The 14,346-nt window shown below is 62.7% G+C and carries 16 protein-coding genes; 7 read left to right on the forward strand and 9 right to left on the reverse strand.

Translation table 11 applies throughout. The annotated features are described in order from the left end of the window. The first annotated feature begins 20 nt into the window (after window positions 1-20). Both BC443_RS07345 and pdxH read left to right on the forward strand, forming a co-directional pair. Complete coding sequence (locus tag BC443_RS07345; RefSeq protein ID WP_083387277.1) at window positions 21-1,241, forward strand: hypothetical protein; 1,221 nt, start codon at window positions 21-23, stop codon at window positions 1,239-1,241. 118 nt (window positions 1,242-1,359) lie between these two features. Beyond that, window positions 1,360-2,007, forward strand: coding sequence for a pyridoxamine 5'-phosphate oxidase (pdxH, locus tag BC443_RS07350; RefSeq protein WP_071231204.1), 648 nt, complete (start codon window positions 1,360-1,362; stop codon window positions 2,005-2,007). Window positions 2,008-2,124: 117 nt separating this feature from the next. On the opposite strand, the gene BC443_RS07355 is transcribed toward pdxH, so the two are convergent. The 4 genes from BC443_RS07355 to BC443_RS07370 form a co-directional block, all read right to left on the reverse strand. Then, on the reverse strand, window positions 2,125-3,009 hold the full coding sequence (locus tag BC443_RS07355; RefSeq protein ID WP_071231205.1) for a glycine betaine ABC transporter substrate-binding protein: 885 nt from the start codon (window positions 3,007-3,009) through the stop codon (window positions 2,125-2,127). Between the two features lie 143 nt (window positions 3,010-3,152). Further along, window positions 3,153-3,995 (reverse strand): proline/glycine betaine ABC transporter permease, encoded by an 843-nt coding sequence (locus tag BC443_RS07360; RefSeq protein WP_071231206.1) that lies wholly within the window; start codon window positions 3,993-3,995, stop codon window positions 3,153-3,155. Next, on the reverse strand, window positions 3,995-5,197 hold the full coding sequence (locus BC443_RS07365; RefSeq protein WP_071231207.1) for a glycine betaine/L-proline ABC transporter ATP-binding protein: 1,203 nt from the start codon (window positions 5,195-5,197) through the stop codon (window positions 3,995-3,997). The genes BC443_RS07360 and BC443_RS07365 overlap by 1 nt, the downstream gene beginning before the upstream one ends. A 203-nt stretch (window positions 5,198-5,400) precedes the next feature. Further along, on the reverse strand, window positions 5,401-8,223 hold the full coding sequence (locus tag BC443_RS07370; protein ID WP_071231208.1) for a bifunctional acetate--CoA ligase family protein/GNAT family N-acetyltransferase: 2,823 nt from the start codon (window positions 8,221-8,223) through the stop codon (window positions 5,401-5,403). Between the two features lie 153 nt (window positions 8,224-8,376). Between BC443_RS07370 and BC443_RS07375 the strand changes: the two genes are divergently transcribed. From BC443_RS07375 to glp, 5 genes are all read left to right on the forward strand, one after another. Then, window positions 8,377-9,312 carry a histone deacetylase family protein gene (locus BC443_RS07375; RefSeq protein WP_071231209.1) on the forward strand — a complete coding sequence of 312 codons (936 nt, stop codon included), beginning with the start codon at window positions 8,377-8,379 and terminating at the stop codon, window positions 9,310-9,312. A 105-nt stretch (window positions 9,313-9,417) separates the two neighbouring features. Continuing rightward, entirely contained in the window at window positions 9,418-10,050 is a 633-nt protein-coding gene (locus BC443_RS07380; protein ID WP_071231210.1) for an XRE family transcriptional regulator, read from the forward strand. A 63-nt stretch (window positions 10,051-10,113) separates the two neighbouring features. Next, complete coding sequence (locus BC443_RS07385) at window positions 10,114-10,449, forward strand: DUF1244 domain-containing protein (protein ID WP_071231211.1); 336 nt, start codon at window positions 10,114-10,116, stop codon at window positions 10,447-10,449. Further along, window positions 10,446-10,976, forward strand: coding sequence for a molybdenum cofactor biosynthesis protein B (gene moaB / locus BC443_RS07390; RefSeq protein WP_071231212.1), 531 nt, complete (start codon window positions 10,446-10,448; stop codon window positions 10,974-10,976). Before BC443_RS07385 ends, moaB begins: the two co-directional genes overlap by 4 nt. Beyond that, the gene (glp, locus tag BC443_RS07395; RefSeq protein WP_071231269.1) at window positions 10,969-12,171 is read left to right on the forward strand and encodes a gephyrin-like molybdotransferase Glp; all 1,203 of its coding nucleotides are present in this window, start codon (window positions 10,969-10,971) and stop codon (window positions 12,169-12,171) included. Before moaB ends, glp begins: the two co-directional genes overlap by 8 nt. A gap of 21 nt (window positions 12,172-12,192) precedes the next feature. Here glp and BC443_RS07400 read toward each other — a convergent pair whose 3' ends face one another. From BC443_RS07400 to tusD, 5 genes are read right to left on the reverse strand one after another with little or no spacing between them, the layout of a single operon-like run. After that, window positions 12,193-12,741, reverse strand: coding sequence for an ACP phosphodiesterase (locus BC443_RS07400; RefSeq protein ID WP_071231213.1), 549 nt, complete (start codon window positions 12,739-12,741; stop codon window positions 12,193-12,195). Between the two features lie 20 nt (window positions 12,742-12,761). Further along, window positions 12,762-13,112, reverse strand: coding sequence for a TusE/DsrC/DsvC family sulfur relay protein (locus BC443_RS07405; protein WP_071231214.1), 351 nt, complete (start codon window positions 13,110-13,112; stop codon window positions 12,762-12,764). Next, window positions 13,112-13,402: a sulfurtransferase complex subunit TusB gene (tusB, locus tag BC443_RS07410; RefSeq protein WP_071231215.1), complete on the reverse strand. Its 291-nt coding sequence runs from the start codon at window positions 13,400-13,402 to the stop codon at window positions 13,112-13,114. The genes BC443_RS07405 and tusB overlap by 1 nt, the downstream gene beginning before the upstream one ends. Before the next feature lie 38 nt (window positions 13,403-13,440). Next, a complete protein-coding gene (gene tusC, locus BC443_RS07415) occupies window positions 13,441-13,827 on the reverse strand; it encodes a sulfurtransferase complex subunit TusC (protein WP_071231270.1) in 387 nt (128 codons plus the stop codon). Window positions 13,828-13,841: 14 nt separating this feature from the next. Next, window positions 13,842-14,234, reverse strand: coding sequence for a sulfurtransferase complex subunit TusD (tusD, locus tag BC443_RS07420; RefSeq protein WP_071231271.1), 393 nt, complete (start codon window positions 14,232-14,234; stop codon window positions 13,842-13,844). Window positions 14,235-14,346 lie beyond the last annotated feature (112 nt).

Genomic DNA, 14,346 nt, shown 5'->3' on the forward strand with positions numbered 1-14,346 from the left:
CGAGCATCTTGATTCTTGCCATGCTGGCAATCAGTGTGGCCTGCAATCTGTTTGGCTGGCCGGTCTGGCCGGCCGCCGTACTGGCCTGGCTGGCAACGCTGCGGCTATTTCGCACACTTCCTCGGACTTCGCGCCGTCAGGCCGGCACGCTCTTTGCCGCCGGCCTGTTGCTGTGGGGCGTGGCGCTGGTTCGCGGAACGCCCTATCCCTTGCTGGAAGCGCTCACCATCAATCAGTCGCTGCTGATGATGTTTGCCGGCGTGAGTTTTCTGACCATGGCCACGCCCATGGCCACCAAGAACCCACAACGGCCAGGTAGCATGATCGGCACCATGCTGGGCGCCCACCTGTTCGGCGCGGCCATCAATCTCTCGGTGGTCTTCCTGTTCGGTGAACGCATGCAGCGGGAAGGAAAACTGACGCGCTCACAGGCGCTCATCCTCGGGCGAGGTTTCACTGCCGCCGCGGCCTGGTCGCCGTTCTTCGTCGCCATGGGCGTGGCGCTGACCTACGCGCCCGGGCTCAACTACTTGAATCTGGTCCCCTGGGGACTGCTGACGGCAGCATTGCTGCTGATCCTCAACTGGATCGATGTCTGGCGATTGAAAGCCCCTTTCACCGGCTATCCCATCGAGAAGAGCGCACTGCTGATGCCCTGCCTGCTGGCGCTCGTGGTCATTGTGCTGCACCTGCTCTGGCCAGGGCTCTCGATCCCGCTGATCATTGCCATCGTTGCCCCGCTGTTCTCGTTTCTGTTGATGCCAAGGGATCATCGGCGCGAGCGCATGCAACATCAGTTCACGTATGGATTACAGCGGCTGGCCCCGCAATTTGCACTGTTCCTGGGCGCCGGCGTCATCTCTACCGGGCTGGCGGCGCTGCTGGCCAGCCTACCCGACGGACTCGACCTGCCAATCGCCCATTTCGGACACTGGCAAGCCTGGTTTGCGCTCGGCATGATCGTGATCATCTCGTTTACTGGCATCCATCCCTTGATAGGTATCGCCACCTTGGCGCCGCTGATTGCACCGCTCCATCCCGATCCGACCCTGCTCGGGATGCTGTTCTTGATGTGCTGGGCACTGGGCACCGGCAGCAGCCCGCTATCCGGCAGCAATCTGGCCATCTGCGTACGCTACCAGATTGCCGTTCAGGAGATGCTGCGCTGGAACCTGCCTTACGCCGTGCTGGGCTGGTGCTGCTGCGGGGCCGTGCTGGCGCTCCACGCACGTCTGGGCTAGCGATTCGCGCTGGGATGCCAAACAGCCCTAGGCTAATGACTAAGGCAAGCAAGCATCATCCACCAGCCGGTCAGGCTACAATGATCACCAACTCACATCGCTGCACGGAGAATCACAGATGAGCGACCTCGCCGGTATGCGACGGGACTACGAAGGCGAAGCCCTGGCGCCGGAAAACACCCCCGATACACCGCTCCCCTTGTTCGAAGACTGGCTGAAGCAGGCGACCGAGAGCGAAGGGGCGGATGCCAATGCCATGACGCTGGCTACGGTGGACAGCGAAGGCTATCCCCATGCGCGCATCGTGCTGTTGAAGGGCTTCGACGCACAGGGTTTCCGCTTTTATACCAACTACCAGAGTCAGAAAGGCAACGAGCTTGCCCATGTTCCCAATGCCGCCCTCGTGTTCTGGTGGCCGGGACTGCAGCGCCAGGTTCGTGTCGAGGGCAGTGTCGAAAAGGTCGATGCCAAGCAGTCGGACGATTACTTCTCCAGCCGGCCTCGCAAGAGTCAGCTGGCAGCCTGGGTGTCTCAGCAGAGCGTCGAAATCCCCAATCGGGACTGGATGCAGGAACGGTTGTCGCGCTTCGAGCAGGTTTACGCGAACCAGTCCGTGGAAAGACCGCCGCACTGGGGGGGATACTGTCTCGTCGCCCATGCGATCGAGTTCTGGCAGGGCCAGCGCAGCCGACTGCACGACCGTGTGCGCTACACGCGTCGAGACCTCCAGACGCAGGAGTGGCATCGCACCCGTCTGGCGCCCTGAATTGCCGACGTCGGCCTGCTATCCCGGTTTCGATAGCCGATAGAAGATAGCCGATCGCCAACGCAAAACGCCCGGTCTGACGACCGGGCGCTTCGTGGGGACTGATGGCGGGCCAGGTTATTCGGCAGTACCGTCGGTCCACTCGGCGACGACATCAGGATGTTCGTCGACCCACTTCTTGGCGTTCTCGTAGGGATCCGAACCCTCTTCCTGGTTCATGAGCATGACTTCGCCCATCTGATCCGGCGTCCAGTGGAAATTGTCCAGAATGGCGTAGGCCTGCGGCATCTCTTCCTTGAAGCCTTTGTGTACGACCGTGTTGATATGCTCGGCATCGCCGAAGGCCTTCTTGGGGTCGTCGAGATACTTGAGATCCCAGCGCGCAAACATCCAGTGCGGCGTCCAACCGGTCACCACGATGTCTTCCTTGTTCTGGATCGCACTGGCCAGCGAGGAAGTCATGGCCGCGCCGCTGCTCGACTGCAGCTGCAGGTCATCGATACCGTATTCGTCGATGGCATCTTCTGTCTGCGCCATCAGACCAGCGCCCGGATCGATACCCACGATCTTGCCATCGAATTCGTCAGCATGATCGTTGAGCTGTTCGATGGAATCGATATCGGTATAAGCCGGCACGACCAGCCCAAGCTTGGTCCCCTCGAGGTTGGGACCGAGATCCTCGACCTCGTCCTGGACCTGCTTGAGATAATCGCCATGAGTCGTCGGCAGCCAGGCGGCGACCATGGCATCGGCATCACCGGTGCCGACGGCCTGCCACATGACGGCCGCGCCCAGCGAGTTCATTTCAACGTCATATCCCTGCTCTTCGAGCACGGCGCGGATCACGTTGGTGGAAGCGACTTCGGAAGCCCATTCGACGTAGGCCAGCTTGACGGTTCCCTTGCTGTCCTGGGCCTGAGCGACACCGGCGGTCATGCTGATGCCGGCAGCCATCATCAAGGCGCCATAGCGAACGGCTTGTGACATTGCGTTGCGTGTCATCGACTTTCCCCTTTTTATGGTTTACGTACCGCAAGTCATGCTGCCGGCCAGAGCGCCGACAGCATCAGACTCTACTTCGTTTAAACGCCCTGTCTGGTTTAAACGCTCTACCTGATTTTCACGCTCTACTTGGCTTTCTCGCGCTACTTCGTCTTCTTGCCACCGCTGAGAGATTGCGTCAGCCGGTCCAGAAGCATAGCCATGATGACGACAGCGATACCGGCTTCGAAGCCTTCACCCGGACGCAACCGCTGAATGGCGCGCCAGACTTCGCTGCCCAGGCCGTTGGCGCCGATCATCGCCGCGATGACGACCATCGACAGCGCCAGCATGATGGTCTGGTTGATACCGCCCATCAGCGTCGGCAGGGACAGCGGCAATTGGACCTTGATCAGCTTCTGGCTGCGCGTGGAGCCGTAGGCGTCGGCCGCTTCGATCAGATCCTTCGGCACCTGCCGGATCCCCAGCGTGGTGAAGCGGATGGCCGGCGGCATCGAGAAGATCACCGTGGCGAAGATGCCGGATACCGAGCCGATACCGAAAAACGGAATTGCCGGAATCAGATAAACGAAGGCAGGCATCGTCTGCATGAAGTCCAGGATCGGCATGATCACCTTGTAGAAGCGATCGGATACCGCAGCCAGAATCCCCAGCGGCAAGGCGATCACGATAGCCACCAGCGTCGCGATGACCACCAGCGTCAGAGTCTGGATCATCGGGTTCCACAGGCCGAGGTTCCAGATCAGCGCCAGGCCGATCAGCGCCCCGATGGCCAGGCGCCGCCCACTGACTTTCCAGCACAGCAATACCACGACGGCGATCAGCGCCCATTCAGGCAGCCACATCAACCCGTCGTTGAGCAGATTGATGCCGGTCTGCGTACCGCGGGAAATCGCCCGGGTGACGCCGGAAAACTCGGTAGTCAGAAAATCCAGCCCGCCCTCGATCCAGTCGCCCAGCGGAATTCTTGGAATATCGAAATCCATCATTCTTCTCCCGTCTGCGCCAGTTGTTCGAGTACGGCACCCTTGACCACCACGCCGAGCAGCCGCTGCTGGTCATCGATGACCGCCACGGGAATGCTCTTGCCCTGAAACATGGGGTACAACGTGGCCAGCGGCTCGTCCGGACCGATGCGGGGGAAGTCGGTCACCAGCAGTTCCTGGATCGAATCCTTGCCGGCTTTCGCTGCCTCATCGAGGCTATCGGCCTCCAGGATTCCCAGCAGTTTGCGCTCGCGATCGACGACGTAGATCGAGTCCAGCGCATTCTCGCTCATCTTGCGCAATACGGTGCGCGGGCCGTCGTCGTGACGGGCCGTGGCGCGAACCGGGCGCATGACGCGACGTGCCGTCACGACGCGAGAGCGATCGACACCCTCGGTGAAGCGGGCGACATAGTCGTCGGCAGGACGTGTCAGCACTTCTTCCGGCGTGCCGATCTGCACGATCTCGCCATCACGCAGCAGAATGATCCGATCGCCGATATTGAGCGCTTCATCGAGATCGTGGGTGATGAAGATGGTGGTTTTCTTCATTCGATGCTGCAGCTCGATGAGCTCCTGCTGCATGTCGCGTCGGATCAGTGGGTCGAGGGCGGAAAAGGCCTCGTCCATCAACAGCACGCTGGAGTCGTTGGCCAGCGCACGAGCCAGGCCGACACGCTGCTGCATCCCGCCGGACAGCTGATTGGGATAGGCATCTTCCCAACCCTCGAGCCCCACCTGCCTGAGCGAATTCCTGGCCTTCTCGGCCCGCTCGGCCTTGTCGATGCCGCGAATCTCGAGCCCGTATTCGGCGTTCATCTGCACCGTGCGATGCGGGAACAGGGCGAAATTCTGGAACACCATCGAGAAGTGTCGACGACGACAGTGCAGCAGCGCCTTGTCGCTCAATTGGGGAATGTTCTCCCCACCGATGATGATGTCACCCTCGGTAGGTTCGATCAGGCGATTCAGACAACGAATCAAGGTCGACTTGCCTGAGCCGGAGAGGCCCATGATGACGAGGAGCTCGCCTTCCCGAACGTCGAAATTGATATTGGAGAGTCCGAGCGTCTGCCCGGTCTTTTCGAGGATCTGGGCGCGATTGAGACCCTCGTCACGTAGCTTGAGCGCTTTCTTGGTGTCGTCGCCGAACACCTTGCTCAAGTTTCGCACTTGAATCTTGGTTTGCTGTGTGTCGGTCATGTCAGGCCTAGGTTGGCAAAGCAGAAGAAGCTCTTCACGTGCCGGTTAACGCGCGTGTCGAACGGTATCTGTTAGTGTTGTTAGGTTTCGCATCATACGGTTTTATCAATAACCCTTCAAACGACAATATCCTATAATTGAATGATCGTTCAACTTATTGCCGTTTCTACCTGCTCCTCCCTGCGATCAAATCTTTCGTCTCGTCAGTCCAGTGCCGCCTCCAGACGATGGCGCTGCCAATCGCTCTGCGGTTCATTCAGCCGTAGCGTGGCTTCGAGCACGCCCTCTTCGATATTCAGGCGCAGCTCGAACCCCAGGCTTGCCAGCAATTGTCGCATCGGCAGGTTATCGCTCATGACCGTTCCGACCATGGCAAGCGTTCCCACCTGGCGGCTGTAATCGATCATCTTGCGCATCAGACGACGCCCGAGGCCAATGCCGTGGAAATCGTCACGGATGATGATCGAGAACTCGGTACGAATATTGTCGGGGTCGTTCCATACCCGCACCACGCCCAGCATCTCTTCGCCGCGTGGCCCGCTATCGCTGGCTTCTGCACTCTCACTTTCTTCGCGCCGGCGAACCGCGATGAACGCCATCTGGCGGTCGTAATTGATCTGGCTGAGCTGGGAAAGATCCCGCGTCGACAGCACCGCCTTGTGATGGAAATAGCGGTAACGAATGCTCTGCTCGGACAGGAAGGTATGGAAATGGGTGATCAGCGGCGCGTCCTCGCCTCGAATCGGACGAATTTCGACGTTCATCCCCGCCAGCACCACCGTTTCCCGCAACTGTTCCGGGTACGGCATGATCGCCTGTGTCGAGGCTTCCCCCAGATCTAGCGCGAAATCGACCGCCAGCAGACCCTCTTGGTTGAGCAGCAGCGGATTGATCTCGAGCCCTTTGAGGCGCGGCAGGTCGGAAGCCATCTGAGACAGTTTGACCAGCAGGCGAGAGACCCAGGCGATCGCCTCCCGAGGATCGTCGCTGTGTTCGCGAATCAGTCGACCTGCCCGCGTACGGTCGATGAGCTCTTCCGCCAGCCGCATGTTGAGCGGCGGCAGCGCCGTCTGGCGATCCGCCATGACATCGATCTTGTAGCCCCCGGTGCCGAAGACGATGACCGGGCCGAACTCCGCATCTCGCGTGATGCCGGCACACAACTGCAGCGAGCCCTTGCCGCGCTGCATGGTCTGGAGACAGTAGCTGTAGATGGGGCTGTCCGGCAGCGCTTCGCTGACACGCGCCTCCAGACGGACGACCGCATCTACCACGCTGCCGGGCTGCTCCAGGTCCTGAATCAGCGAGGCAGCCTGCCGACGCGATTCCCCGCCATAGCGAAACGGTTCGCAGTTGTCACGATGGACGACCTTGACCGCCCATGGCCCCTGCAGCCGTTCGGTGGCCCGCTCCGCCTGCTCCAGATCGAACACATACTCGCTGGGGGCACATTCGATACCGTAGGCCCCCAGCACGTCGCCGGTTTCCTGATGGGTCAGCCGATCCCGCTGGCGTGCCAGGGCATCGTCGATGAGCGCATGACAGCGCTGACGCATCTCGGCACTGGAGCCGAACGGCAGCGATGGCGGGGTCTCCTGCAACAGGTTCTGGACCTGGCGATAGCGCACCAGATGCAGGAAGGCTCTGACGGCCTTCTCCGGCGACACGTAGCTGGGAATGCCGGCGCGGTTGCAGGCCGCACGGGCATCCAGCGCCTCCTTCAGCCCCATCCAGCTCACCAGCAGGCGATGCCGGAAGCGCTGGCGCGCCTCGACCAGCGCATTGGCGGTCGCCAGGGATGGCGCCAGTCGTGTCGGCGCGTGCAAGACCAGCACCGCATCGACATTAGGGTCGCGCGTCACGATCTCCAGCGCACTCAGATAATCTTCCGGCGTGGCGCTGCCGCCCAGATCGACCGGATTGCGTCCCGGGCGGCTGACGTCCAGCTTCTGCGTGATCAGTGCCTGGGCGGATGCCTCGCTGAGTTCGGCCAGCAGACCGCCGCCGTCGATCAACTTGTCGATCGCCAGCAGCGCCGGACCGACGCCATTGGAGACGATCGCCAGACGATCGCCCTTCGGCGGCCTGAACCGCGACAGCGTTTCCAGCGCATCGAACAGTTCGTCGGAATCGTCGACGCGTACGACCCCGGCACGGGCCAGCGCGGCATCGACGATGGCATCGCGACGATCGATGCCGGCCGTCGGCGCAACCGGGCTCAGCGTCGCCTCGGCGGTGCGCCCGCTCTTGATCGCCAGCACCAGACGGTTACGCGACGATTCACGCAGCGCCGTCATGAAGTGGCGCGCATTGCGGAACGCCTCCAGATGCAGCAGCAGCGCCCGGCAGCGCCCGGATTGATTCAGGTAGTCGATGACATCCGGCAACTGGACGTCGAGGCTGTCTCCCAGCGTCACCAGATGGGAAAAGCCGACCTCGCGGCCAGCGGCCCAGTCGATCATCGCGTTGCCCAGCATGCCCGACTGGCCCAGGTAGGCAACGCTGCCATCGCCAATCGGCTGACTGGCGTAGGTCGCGTTGAGCCGCATGGAGGGAACCGCGACGCCGAGACACTCTGGCCCCAGTACCCGCATGCCGGATTGCAGCGTCGCCTTTTGCAGCCGTGCCCGCAGCGATCCTTCTCCTCGGGATCCACGCAGCGATCCTTCTCCCTGGGATCCAGCGAGCGCCTCGGCACCTTCGCCAAGCGACGCTCCGCCCGACACGATCAGCGCCGCCCTGACCTGCCTGGCACCTAGTTTTTCCAGGACCTCGGGCACGCCGTGCAAGGGCGAACAAATGATGGCGAGATCCGGGGTTTCGGGAAGGTCGGCAATACGCCGGAAGCAGGCCACGCCATGAACCTCCTTGTAACCGCGCGGATTGACCGCCCAGATCGGGCCGGGAAACCCTGCCAGAAGCAAGTTTTGAAGAACGACTCCCCCGGTCGACTCGGGCTTGGGGGAAGCTCCGATCACCACCAATGAGCGCGGAGCGAAAAATCGGCGCAGAAACTGCGTGGCCACGGTGGACCTCACGACGTTGGTTATGAGGTTTTCAACCCTACACGGTCAGGCCGCCGAGGTTTACCTCATAGACCAAAGTCGAAGCGCAACGGTGTGACGCAGCGCACCGCTCTCGCCCAGAATGGAGCGACTTCGAATCGGCTGGCGAGACCCATGATCACTTCGTATCTCACTCATCCCGACATCGCGCTGCACGACATGGGCTCTCACCACCCCGAGTCTCCCATGCGCCTCGAGGCCATACGTGCCAGGCTCATGCTGAGCGGCCTGCTGCAGCAGACGATGCAGTCGGAGCCCGGGCCGGCGACGCGCCTCCAGCTCGAGCGAGTGCATGCCCCAGACTACCTCAGCGCACTGGACGCACAGCGACCACAAAGCGGCCTTCAGCAGCTCGATAGCGACACGCGAATGGGACCGTACTCGCTGGAGGCCGCAGCGTTGGGTGCCGGTGCGGCGATCCGGGGTGTCGACCTGGTCTGCGGCAACCGTGCCGACAACGTCTTCTGCGCCGTGCGCCCGCCCGGCCACCATGCCGAGCGGGCGCTAGCGATGGGCTTCTGCTTCTATAACAACGTGGCCGTGGCGGCCGCCCACGCACGCGCCGTTCACGGCATAGAGCGAATCGCGATCCTCGACTTCGATGTCCACCAGGGCAACGGCACACTGGACATCTTCCACGACGACCCATCGATACTGGTCTGCAGCAGTTTTCAGGAAGCGTTCTACCCTTGGCGCTACCTGACGGGCCAGTGGCCCAACATCATCAATACGCCTTTGGCTGCCGGCACGGGCAGCCTCGGCTTCAGGAGAGCGGTGGAAGCGGCGTGGCTGCCTGCCCTGGATCGGCATCGCCCCCAACTGGTGCTACTCTCCAGCGGCTTCGATGCCCACCGAGACGATCCGCTGGGTCAGTTGGCGCTCGATCATGAAGACTTCTACTGGATTACCACGCTGGCGATGGATGTCGCGCGGCGGCATGCCGGCGGCAAACTGGTCTCGGTGCTGGAGGGCGGCTATCACCTGAAGACGCTGCCGTTGAGCGTCGAAGCCCATCTGACGGCACTGCTGGGCCACCCCTATTCGGCCTGACTTCGTGCCGAGCGCTTTCGGCGCAGGGCCTGGGCGCCGCGCTGTGATATTCTTGGGCCATCAATGCTGCACAATGATTTTCCCACGCTCCTGACAGAGAGTTTCATGGCCGCCAGTAACGATCAGGATGCCGCACTGCGCATCGCCGCCGGTCGCAAAGCCTTCGTCGAACCCCTTCGCCTGGGCGAGCGGCTCAAGGAGATACGGCTTTCGAACCATTGGACGCTGGGCGACGTCAGCGCCCGCACCGGGCTGGCCCGCTCGACGCTGTCCAAGATCGAGAACAACCAGATCTCGCCGACGTTCACCGCCGTTCAGAAACTGATCACCGGCCTGGGCATCGACCTGCCGCAGTTGCTCAAGCCCACCAAGCCCAAACGGCAGTCCAGCGGCCGGCGCGACCTCACCCCGCGCGGCGACGGCAAGCAGCACCCGACCCCGACCTACGAGCACGAGCTTCTCTCGTGCCAGCTGGCCCAGAAGCGGATGATTCCGTTCAAGACGATCGTCCGCGCTCGGCACTTCGAGGAGTTTCAGGAGTGGGTTCGCCACGATGGCGAAGAGTTCCTGATGGTTCTCGAGGGCAGAATCCTGATGTATTCGGAATTCTACGAGCCGCTGGCGATGGTCGCCGGCGATTCGCTCTACTTCGACAGCGACATGGGCCACGCCCTGGTTTCCACGAGCGAGAACGACGCCGTGGTGCTTTCGGTCTGCACGCCCGGCGACACGGACTGACGACGCGACGCTTCCACCGTGATTAATCCCCGATTTCATCTCCAGCAACGACGGGAGTCCCCGATGCATCACCTCGACGACCAGACCCGCACCGAACTCGAAGCCGCCGCCTTTCGTCGTCTACTTCGTCACCTGGACGACAACAAGGATGTCCAGAACATCGACCTGATGATCCTGGCCGACTTCTGCCGTAACTGCCTGTCCAAATGGCTGGTCAGCGCGGCCGAAGCGCGCGGCACCGAACTGGATTACGAGACGGCGCGCGAATATGTCTACGGCATGCCCTATTCCGAATGGAAAGCGCACTATCAGGCCCCGGCCAGCGACGAGCAGCTCGCCGCGCTGGAAGCGCGCCAGGCTCGCAAGGCCGAGGCCAATGGCGGCAAGGAAAATTCATGAGCGACTCGACCCTGATTCCGCTATCGATCGCGGTCCTGACGATCTCGGACACGCGTGACGAAAGCAGTGATCGTTCCGGGCAGACACTCGTCGATGCTCTCGAGGCGGCCGGCCATCGGCTCGCCGAGAAGCGTATCGTGCCGGACGACGTCTACCGGATTCGTGCCGTGGTCGCCGGATGGATCGCCGATGACGACGTGCAGGTCGTAATGACGACGGGCGGCACGGGTTTCACCGGACGCGACTCCACCCCGGAAGCGATCGCCCCGCTGCTCGACAAGCGTATCGAAGGCTTCGGCGAACTGTTTCGTCAGCTCTCGTTCGAGGAGATCGGCAGCTCCACCGTCCAGAGCCGCTGCCTGGGCGGTCTGTCCAATGCCACCGTGATCTTCTGCCTGCCGGGTTCGACCGGCGCCTGCCGCACCGGCTGGGATCGCATTCTCAAGGAACAGCTGGACAGCCGCCATCGCCCCTGCAATTTCGCCAACCTGGTGATTCCCGAGCGGGGGACGCATGGCCATGGCTGAGCAACCCAAAAGTGCACTCCAGAGTGTCGAACAGGCGCTCGAAGCGTTGCTCGACGGCGTCGGGCGCCTGGAAAGCGAGCGAATCGCCTGCCTCGATGCCGACGATCGCGTGCTTGCTGACGATGTAGAGGTCGCCATCGATGTGCCGCCGGCCGACAACAGCGCCATGGACGGCTATGCGCTGTTCAGCGGAGACAGCGGCAAGCGCTTGCCGATCTCCCAGCGCATTCCCGCCGGCCAGCCGCCGCAGCCGCTGACGCCCGGCACCTGTGCTCGAATCTTCACGGGGAGCGAAATACCGCCTGGCGCGGATTGCGTGGCGATTCAGGAAAACGTCGAGCTGGACGGCGACGACGCGATCGTCCCGGTGACCCAGATTGACCAGAACGTGCGTCGCCGTGGGCTGGACGTGGCCACGGGGCAGCCTCTGCTGGCCGCCGGCACGCGGCTCGGCGCCGCGGCCCTGGGGCTGCTCGCCGGACAGGGTTTCTCGACGGTGAATGTGGTGCGGCGGCCGAAGGTGGCGCTGCTGCTCACCGGCGACGAGATCGTCGAGCCCGGCCAGGCGCTGGCGCGCGGACAGATCTACAACAGCAACGGGCCGATGCTGGCGACGTTGATCCGCCGCTTCGGTGGCGATCTCGTCAGCCAGGTCAAGGTGGCCGACGATTTCGATACCACCCTGGCGCGCCTGCGGGAAGCTGCGGCCAAGGCCGATGTCATCGTCACCACGGGCGGCGTCAGTGTCGGCGAGGAGGATCACGTCAAGCCGGCGCTCGAGCAGTTGGGCGAGCTCTCGCTCTGGCGCCTGGCGATGCGGCCGGGCAAGCCGCTGGCGTTGGGAACGATCGGCCGGACCCGACTGGTCGGCCTGCCCGGCAATCCGGTTTCGAGCTATGTCGGCGCCTGGCTCTATCTGCGCCCATTGCTGGGCAAACTTCAGGGCTGCAGCGACAGGCTGTCGCTACCGGTGGTCAGCGCCGAAGCGCAGTTCGAGACTCGAACACAGGGGCGGCGCCACTACATGCGTGCCAATCTGGCGTTCGAGGGAGAGCGAGTCACCGCCAGCCTCTATCCCGAGCAGAGTTCGGCGGTACTGACCTCCTGCGCGGCCACCAATGCCTTCGCCGTGATCCCGGCCGACAGCCATATCCGTCCCGGTGATCGTGTCGACTGTCTCTGGCTGCAATACTGAAGACTGGCGGCAAGCGTCGGTTCACACACCGAACCGGCGCTGCATGTCGGGCCATAGCGTGGTGAAAGCGGCTTCGAGATGGTCGTACTCGTCGCGCAGCCAGGGCGTCAGCGCGGCGAGCTGATTGGGGCCGCGCAAGCGCTGGCCGATGCCGGCGATGGCGCGGCAGGTGAAATCGAAATCGGCATAACGTTGCAGCCAGTCGCCGTCGATCAGCGTCGGCACCATTCTCTCCAGACGCGCCGGCGCCTGCCGCTCGCCAAGGATCCGGTAACAGCGCTCCACCAGTGCCGCGTCCGGATGACGGCTGGCAAGAAAATGATCCCACACCAGATCCAGCGCGATACCGGCGAAACGCCGCTGGGCTTTCGGCGCCATCTGCAGCAGGCGCAACACTTCTGCGTGCCGATCGATGGCGGCATCGACCTGGCGGTGATGACGAATGCCAGACGCGACCGCTGCCGGCCACGATTCGAGATCGGCCCCCTTGACCCCGTCGGCGATCAGGTTGCCGTAGAGGAATGCATCGCTGCCGTGGCGCGAAAGCCAGGCGTGAGCGAGAAAGTTCATGGAGTCTGAATAACCGGGCGCTAGAGGCAGTTGGTCGGCTTGGGCAGGCCGGCCAGTCTGGCGCCGACCTTGGCCGGACTTTCGGGGAACAGCTGCATCAAGTAGATCGAGCTGCCCTTCTCCTCGCCTAGCGACTGCTTCACTGCCTTGACCAGCGGGCGCATGGCCGGCGCGGTCTCGAAGCGTTGGTAGAAGTCTCGCAGTACCGCGATCACTTCCCAATGGGCCGGCGTCAGCTCACGACCGTCATCCGCCGCCAGCGCTTCGGCGACGCTTTCCGACCAGTCGTCGAGCGAGACCAGATACCCCTCCGGGTCCAGCGCGATGGGTCGCCCTTCCACCAACAGTGTTCTTGCCGTTGTCGTTGCCATTAGAACCAGCTCACGCAGCGTTCATGGCTTTCCGTCAGCGACAGAAAGCCGTTCATATCGACGACGGCGATGGCCGGGCTGACCCGCTCGGCCAACCCCCGGGATGCCAGATCCTCCGCCAGCACCGACACGCGCCCTCCGAAAGGCTCGAGTGCGGCGCTGGCCGACGGTAGCGCCGCGTAACAGGCGTCTTCGATCAACAGTAGATGATCGTCGGCCCCGAAGGCTTCGCCCAGTTCTCGATAGACGGATAGCGACTGCGGGGATCGATTGAGCAGATGCAACAGCATTGGCGTCGTTCCAGGCCGGGAAGATCGAAATAAAGATCCTAGAAGATCAAGGCATGAGGGTGGTGCGCAAAGCACTCGGCCACCGCCTCAGCATTCAGGGGCACTACCGGCAGCATCAGGTCGTCGACCGAAAGCCCCCGCTCGGCGAGCGCCGTCTCGCTGACCCAAAGCGTGTCGATGTCATACATCTCCAGCATCGCCATCTGCGGGTGGGTGCCCTTTTGCCCCAAGGCACCCGCCTGCTGATCTTTCAGCAAGGCATAGACGCCATCGCCCTGGAACAGCAACCCGACCCGCTGGCCGAAGGCAGCCGCCACCAGCGCGACGTCGAGCCCCTCGCGAAGCCATTGCGAGCCGTGTGGCGGATGGCGCAGCACGATCAGCAGATCCTGCGGCACGGTTCCTACATCAGAAACGGTTTCCATATCCGAAAAAGTCGTCATGGCGCAAAGGTGATCAGTCGATCATTGGCTAGCATGGCATCGACCAACTGGCCGACGCCGGTCAGTTCGAACGGTGGCTCGACGCTATGCGCAGCCAGTCCGTGACGGCTGGCCTCGCTGGTATCCAGCACACCCCGGCGCAACCCCGCCGCCACGCAAACCAGCAGTTCGGCACCATGCGCTTCGTGGAGTCGTTTCCAGCCATCGGCCAGATGGACTTCGTCCTGCGGCGGTGACATCAGCGCCGAGGCGTTGTGAACCCCGTCATGGTAGAAGAAGACCGTTTTCAGACGGTGCCCCCCCGCCACGACGGTCTCCGCGAAACGCAGCGCCGAAAGCGCCGCCTGATGACTGTAAGGCGCGGCATGCACCAACAGAGCGTAGGTCAACATCGGCAATCGGTCGCTCCGTTTCGTGAGTCCCAAAAACGCCATGGTACCAAACGACAAGGCCCCACCGTAGTGGGGCCTCGAGTCATCCAGTATCACCAATGATCCGTGT

This window comes from Salinicola sp. MIT1003 (genome assembly GCF_001858555.1).
GTDB classification, from domain to species: domain Bacteria; phylum Pseudomonadota; class Gammaproteobacteria; order Pseudomonadales; family Halomonadaceae; genus Salinicola; species Salinicola salarius.

What these genes read in the sequence shown, in the direction of transcription:
- BC443_RS07345 (WP_083387277.1), top strand. Translation starts at nt 21, where the DNA reads ATGCTGGCAATCAGTGTGGCCTGCAATCTGTTTGGCTGGCCGGTCTGG.
- pdxH (WP_071231204.1), top strand. Translation starts at nt 1,360, where the DNA reads ATGAGCGACCTCGCCGGTATGCGACGGGACTACGAAGGCGAAGCCCTG.
- BC443_RS07355 (WP_071231205.1), bottom strand. Translation starts at nt 3,009, where the DNA reads ATGACACGCAACGCAATGTCACAAGCCGTTCGCTATGGCGCCTTGATG.
- BC443_RS07360 (WP_071231206.1), bottom strand. Translation starts at nt 3,995, where the DNA reads ATGGATTTCGATATTCCAAGAATTCCGCTGGGCGACTGGATCGAGGGC.
- BC443_RS07365 (WP_071231207.1), bottom strand. Translation starts at nt 5,197, where the DNA reads ATGACCGACACACAGCAAACCAAGATTCAAGTGCGAAACTTGAGCAAG.
- BC443_RS07375 (WP_071231209.1), top strand. Translation starts at nt 8,377, where the DNA reads ATGATCACTTCGTATCTCACTCATCCCGACATCGCGCTGCACGACATG.
- BC443_RS07380 (WP_071231210.1), top strand. Translation starts at nt 9,418, where the DNA reads ATGGCCGCCAGTAACGATCAGGATGCCGCACTGCGCATCGCCGCCGGT.
- BC443_RS07385 (WP_071231211.1), top strand. Translation starts at nt 10,114, where the DNA reads ATGCATCACCTCGACGACCAGACCCGCACCGAACTCGAAGCCGCCGCC.
- moaB (WP_071231212.1), top strand. Translation starts at nt 10,446, where the DNA reads ATGAGCGACTCGACCCTGATTCCGCTATCGATCGCGGTCCTGACGATC.
- glp (WP_071231269.1), top strand. Translation starts at nt 10,969, where the DNA reads ATGGCTGAGCAACCCAAAAGTGCACTCCAGAGTGTCGAACAGGCGCTC.
- BC443_RS07400 (WP_071231213.1), bottom strand. Translation starts at nt 12,741, where the DNA reads ATGAACTTTCTCGCTCACGCCTGGCTTTCGCGCCACGGCAGCGATGCA.
- BC443_RS07405 (WP_071231214.1), bottom strand. Translation starts at nt 13,112, where the DNA reads ATGGCAACGACAACGGCAAGAACACTGTTGGTGGAAGGGCGACCCATC.
- tusB (WP_071231215.1), bottom strand. Translation starts at nt 13,402, where the DNA reads ATGCTGTTGCATCTGCTCAATCGATCCCCGCAGTCGCTATCCGTCTAT.
- tusC (WP_071231270.1), bottom strand. Translation starts at nt 13,827, where the DNA reads ATGGAAACCGTTTCTGATGTAGGAACCGTGCCGCAGGATCTGCTGATC.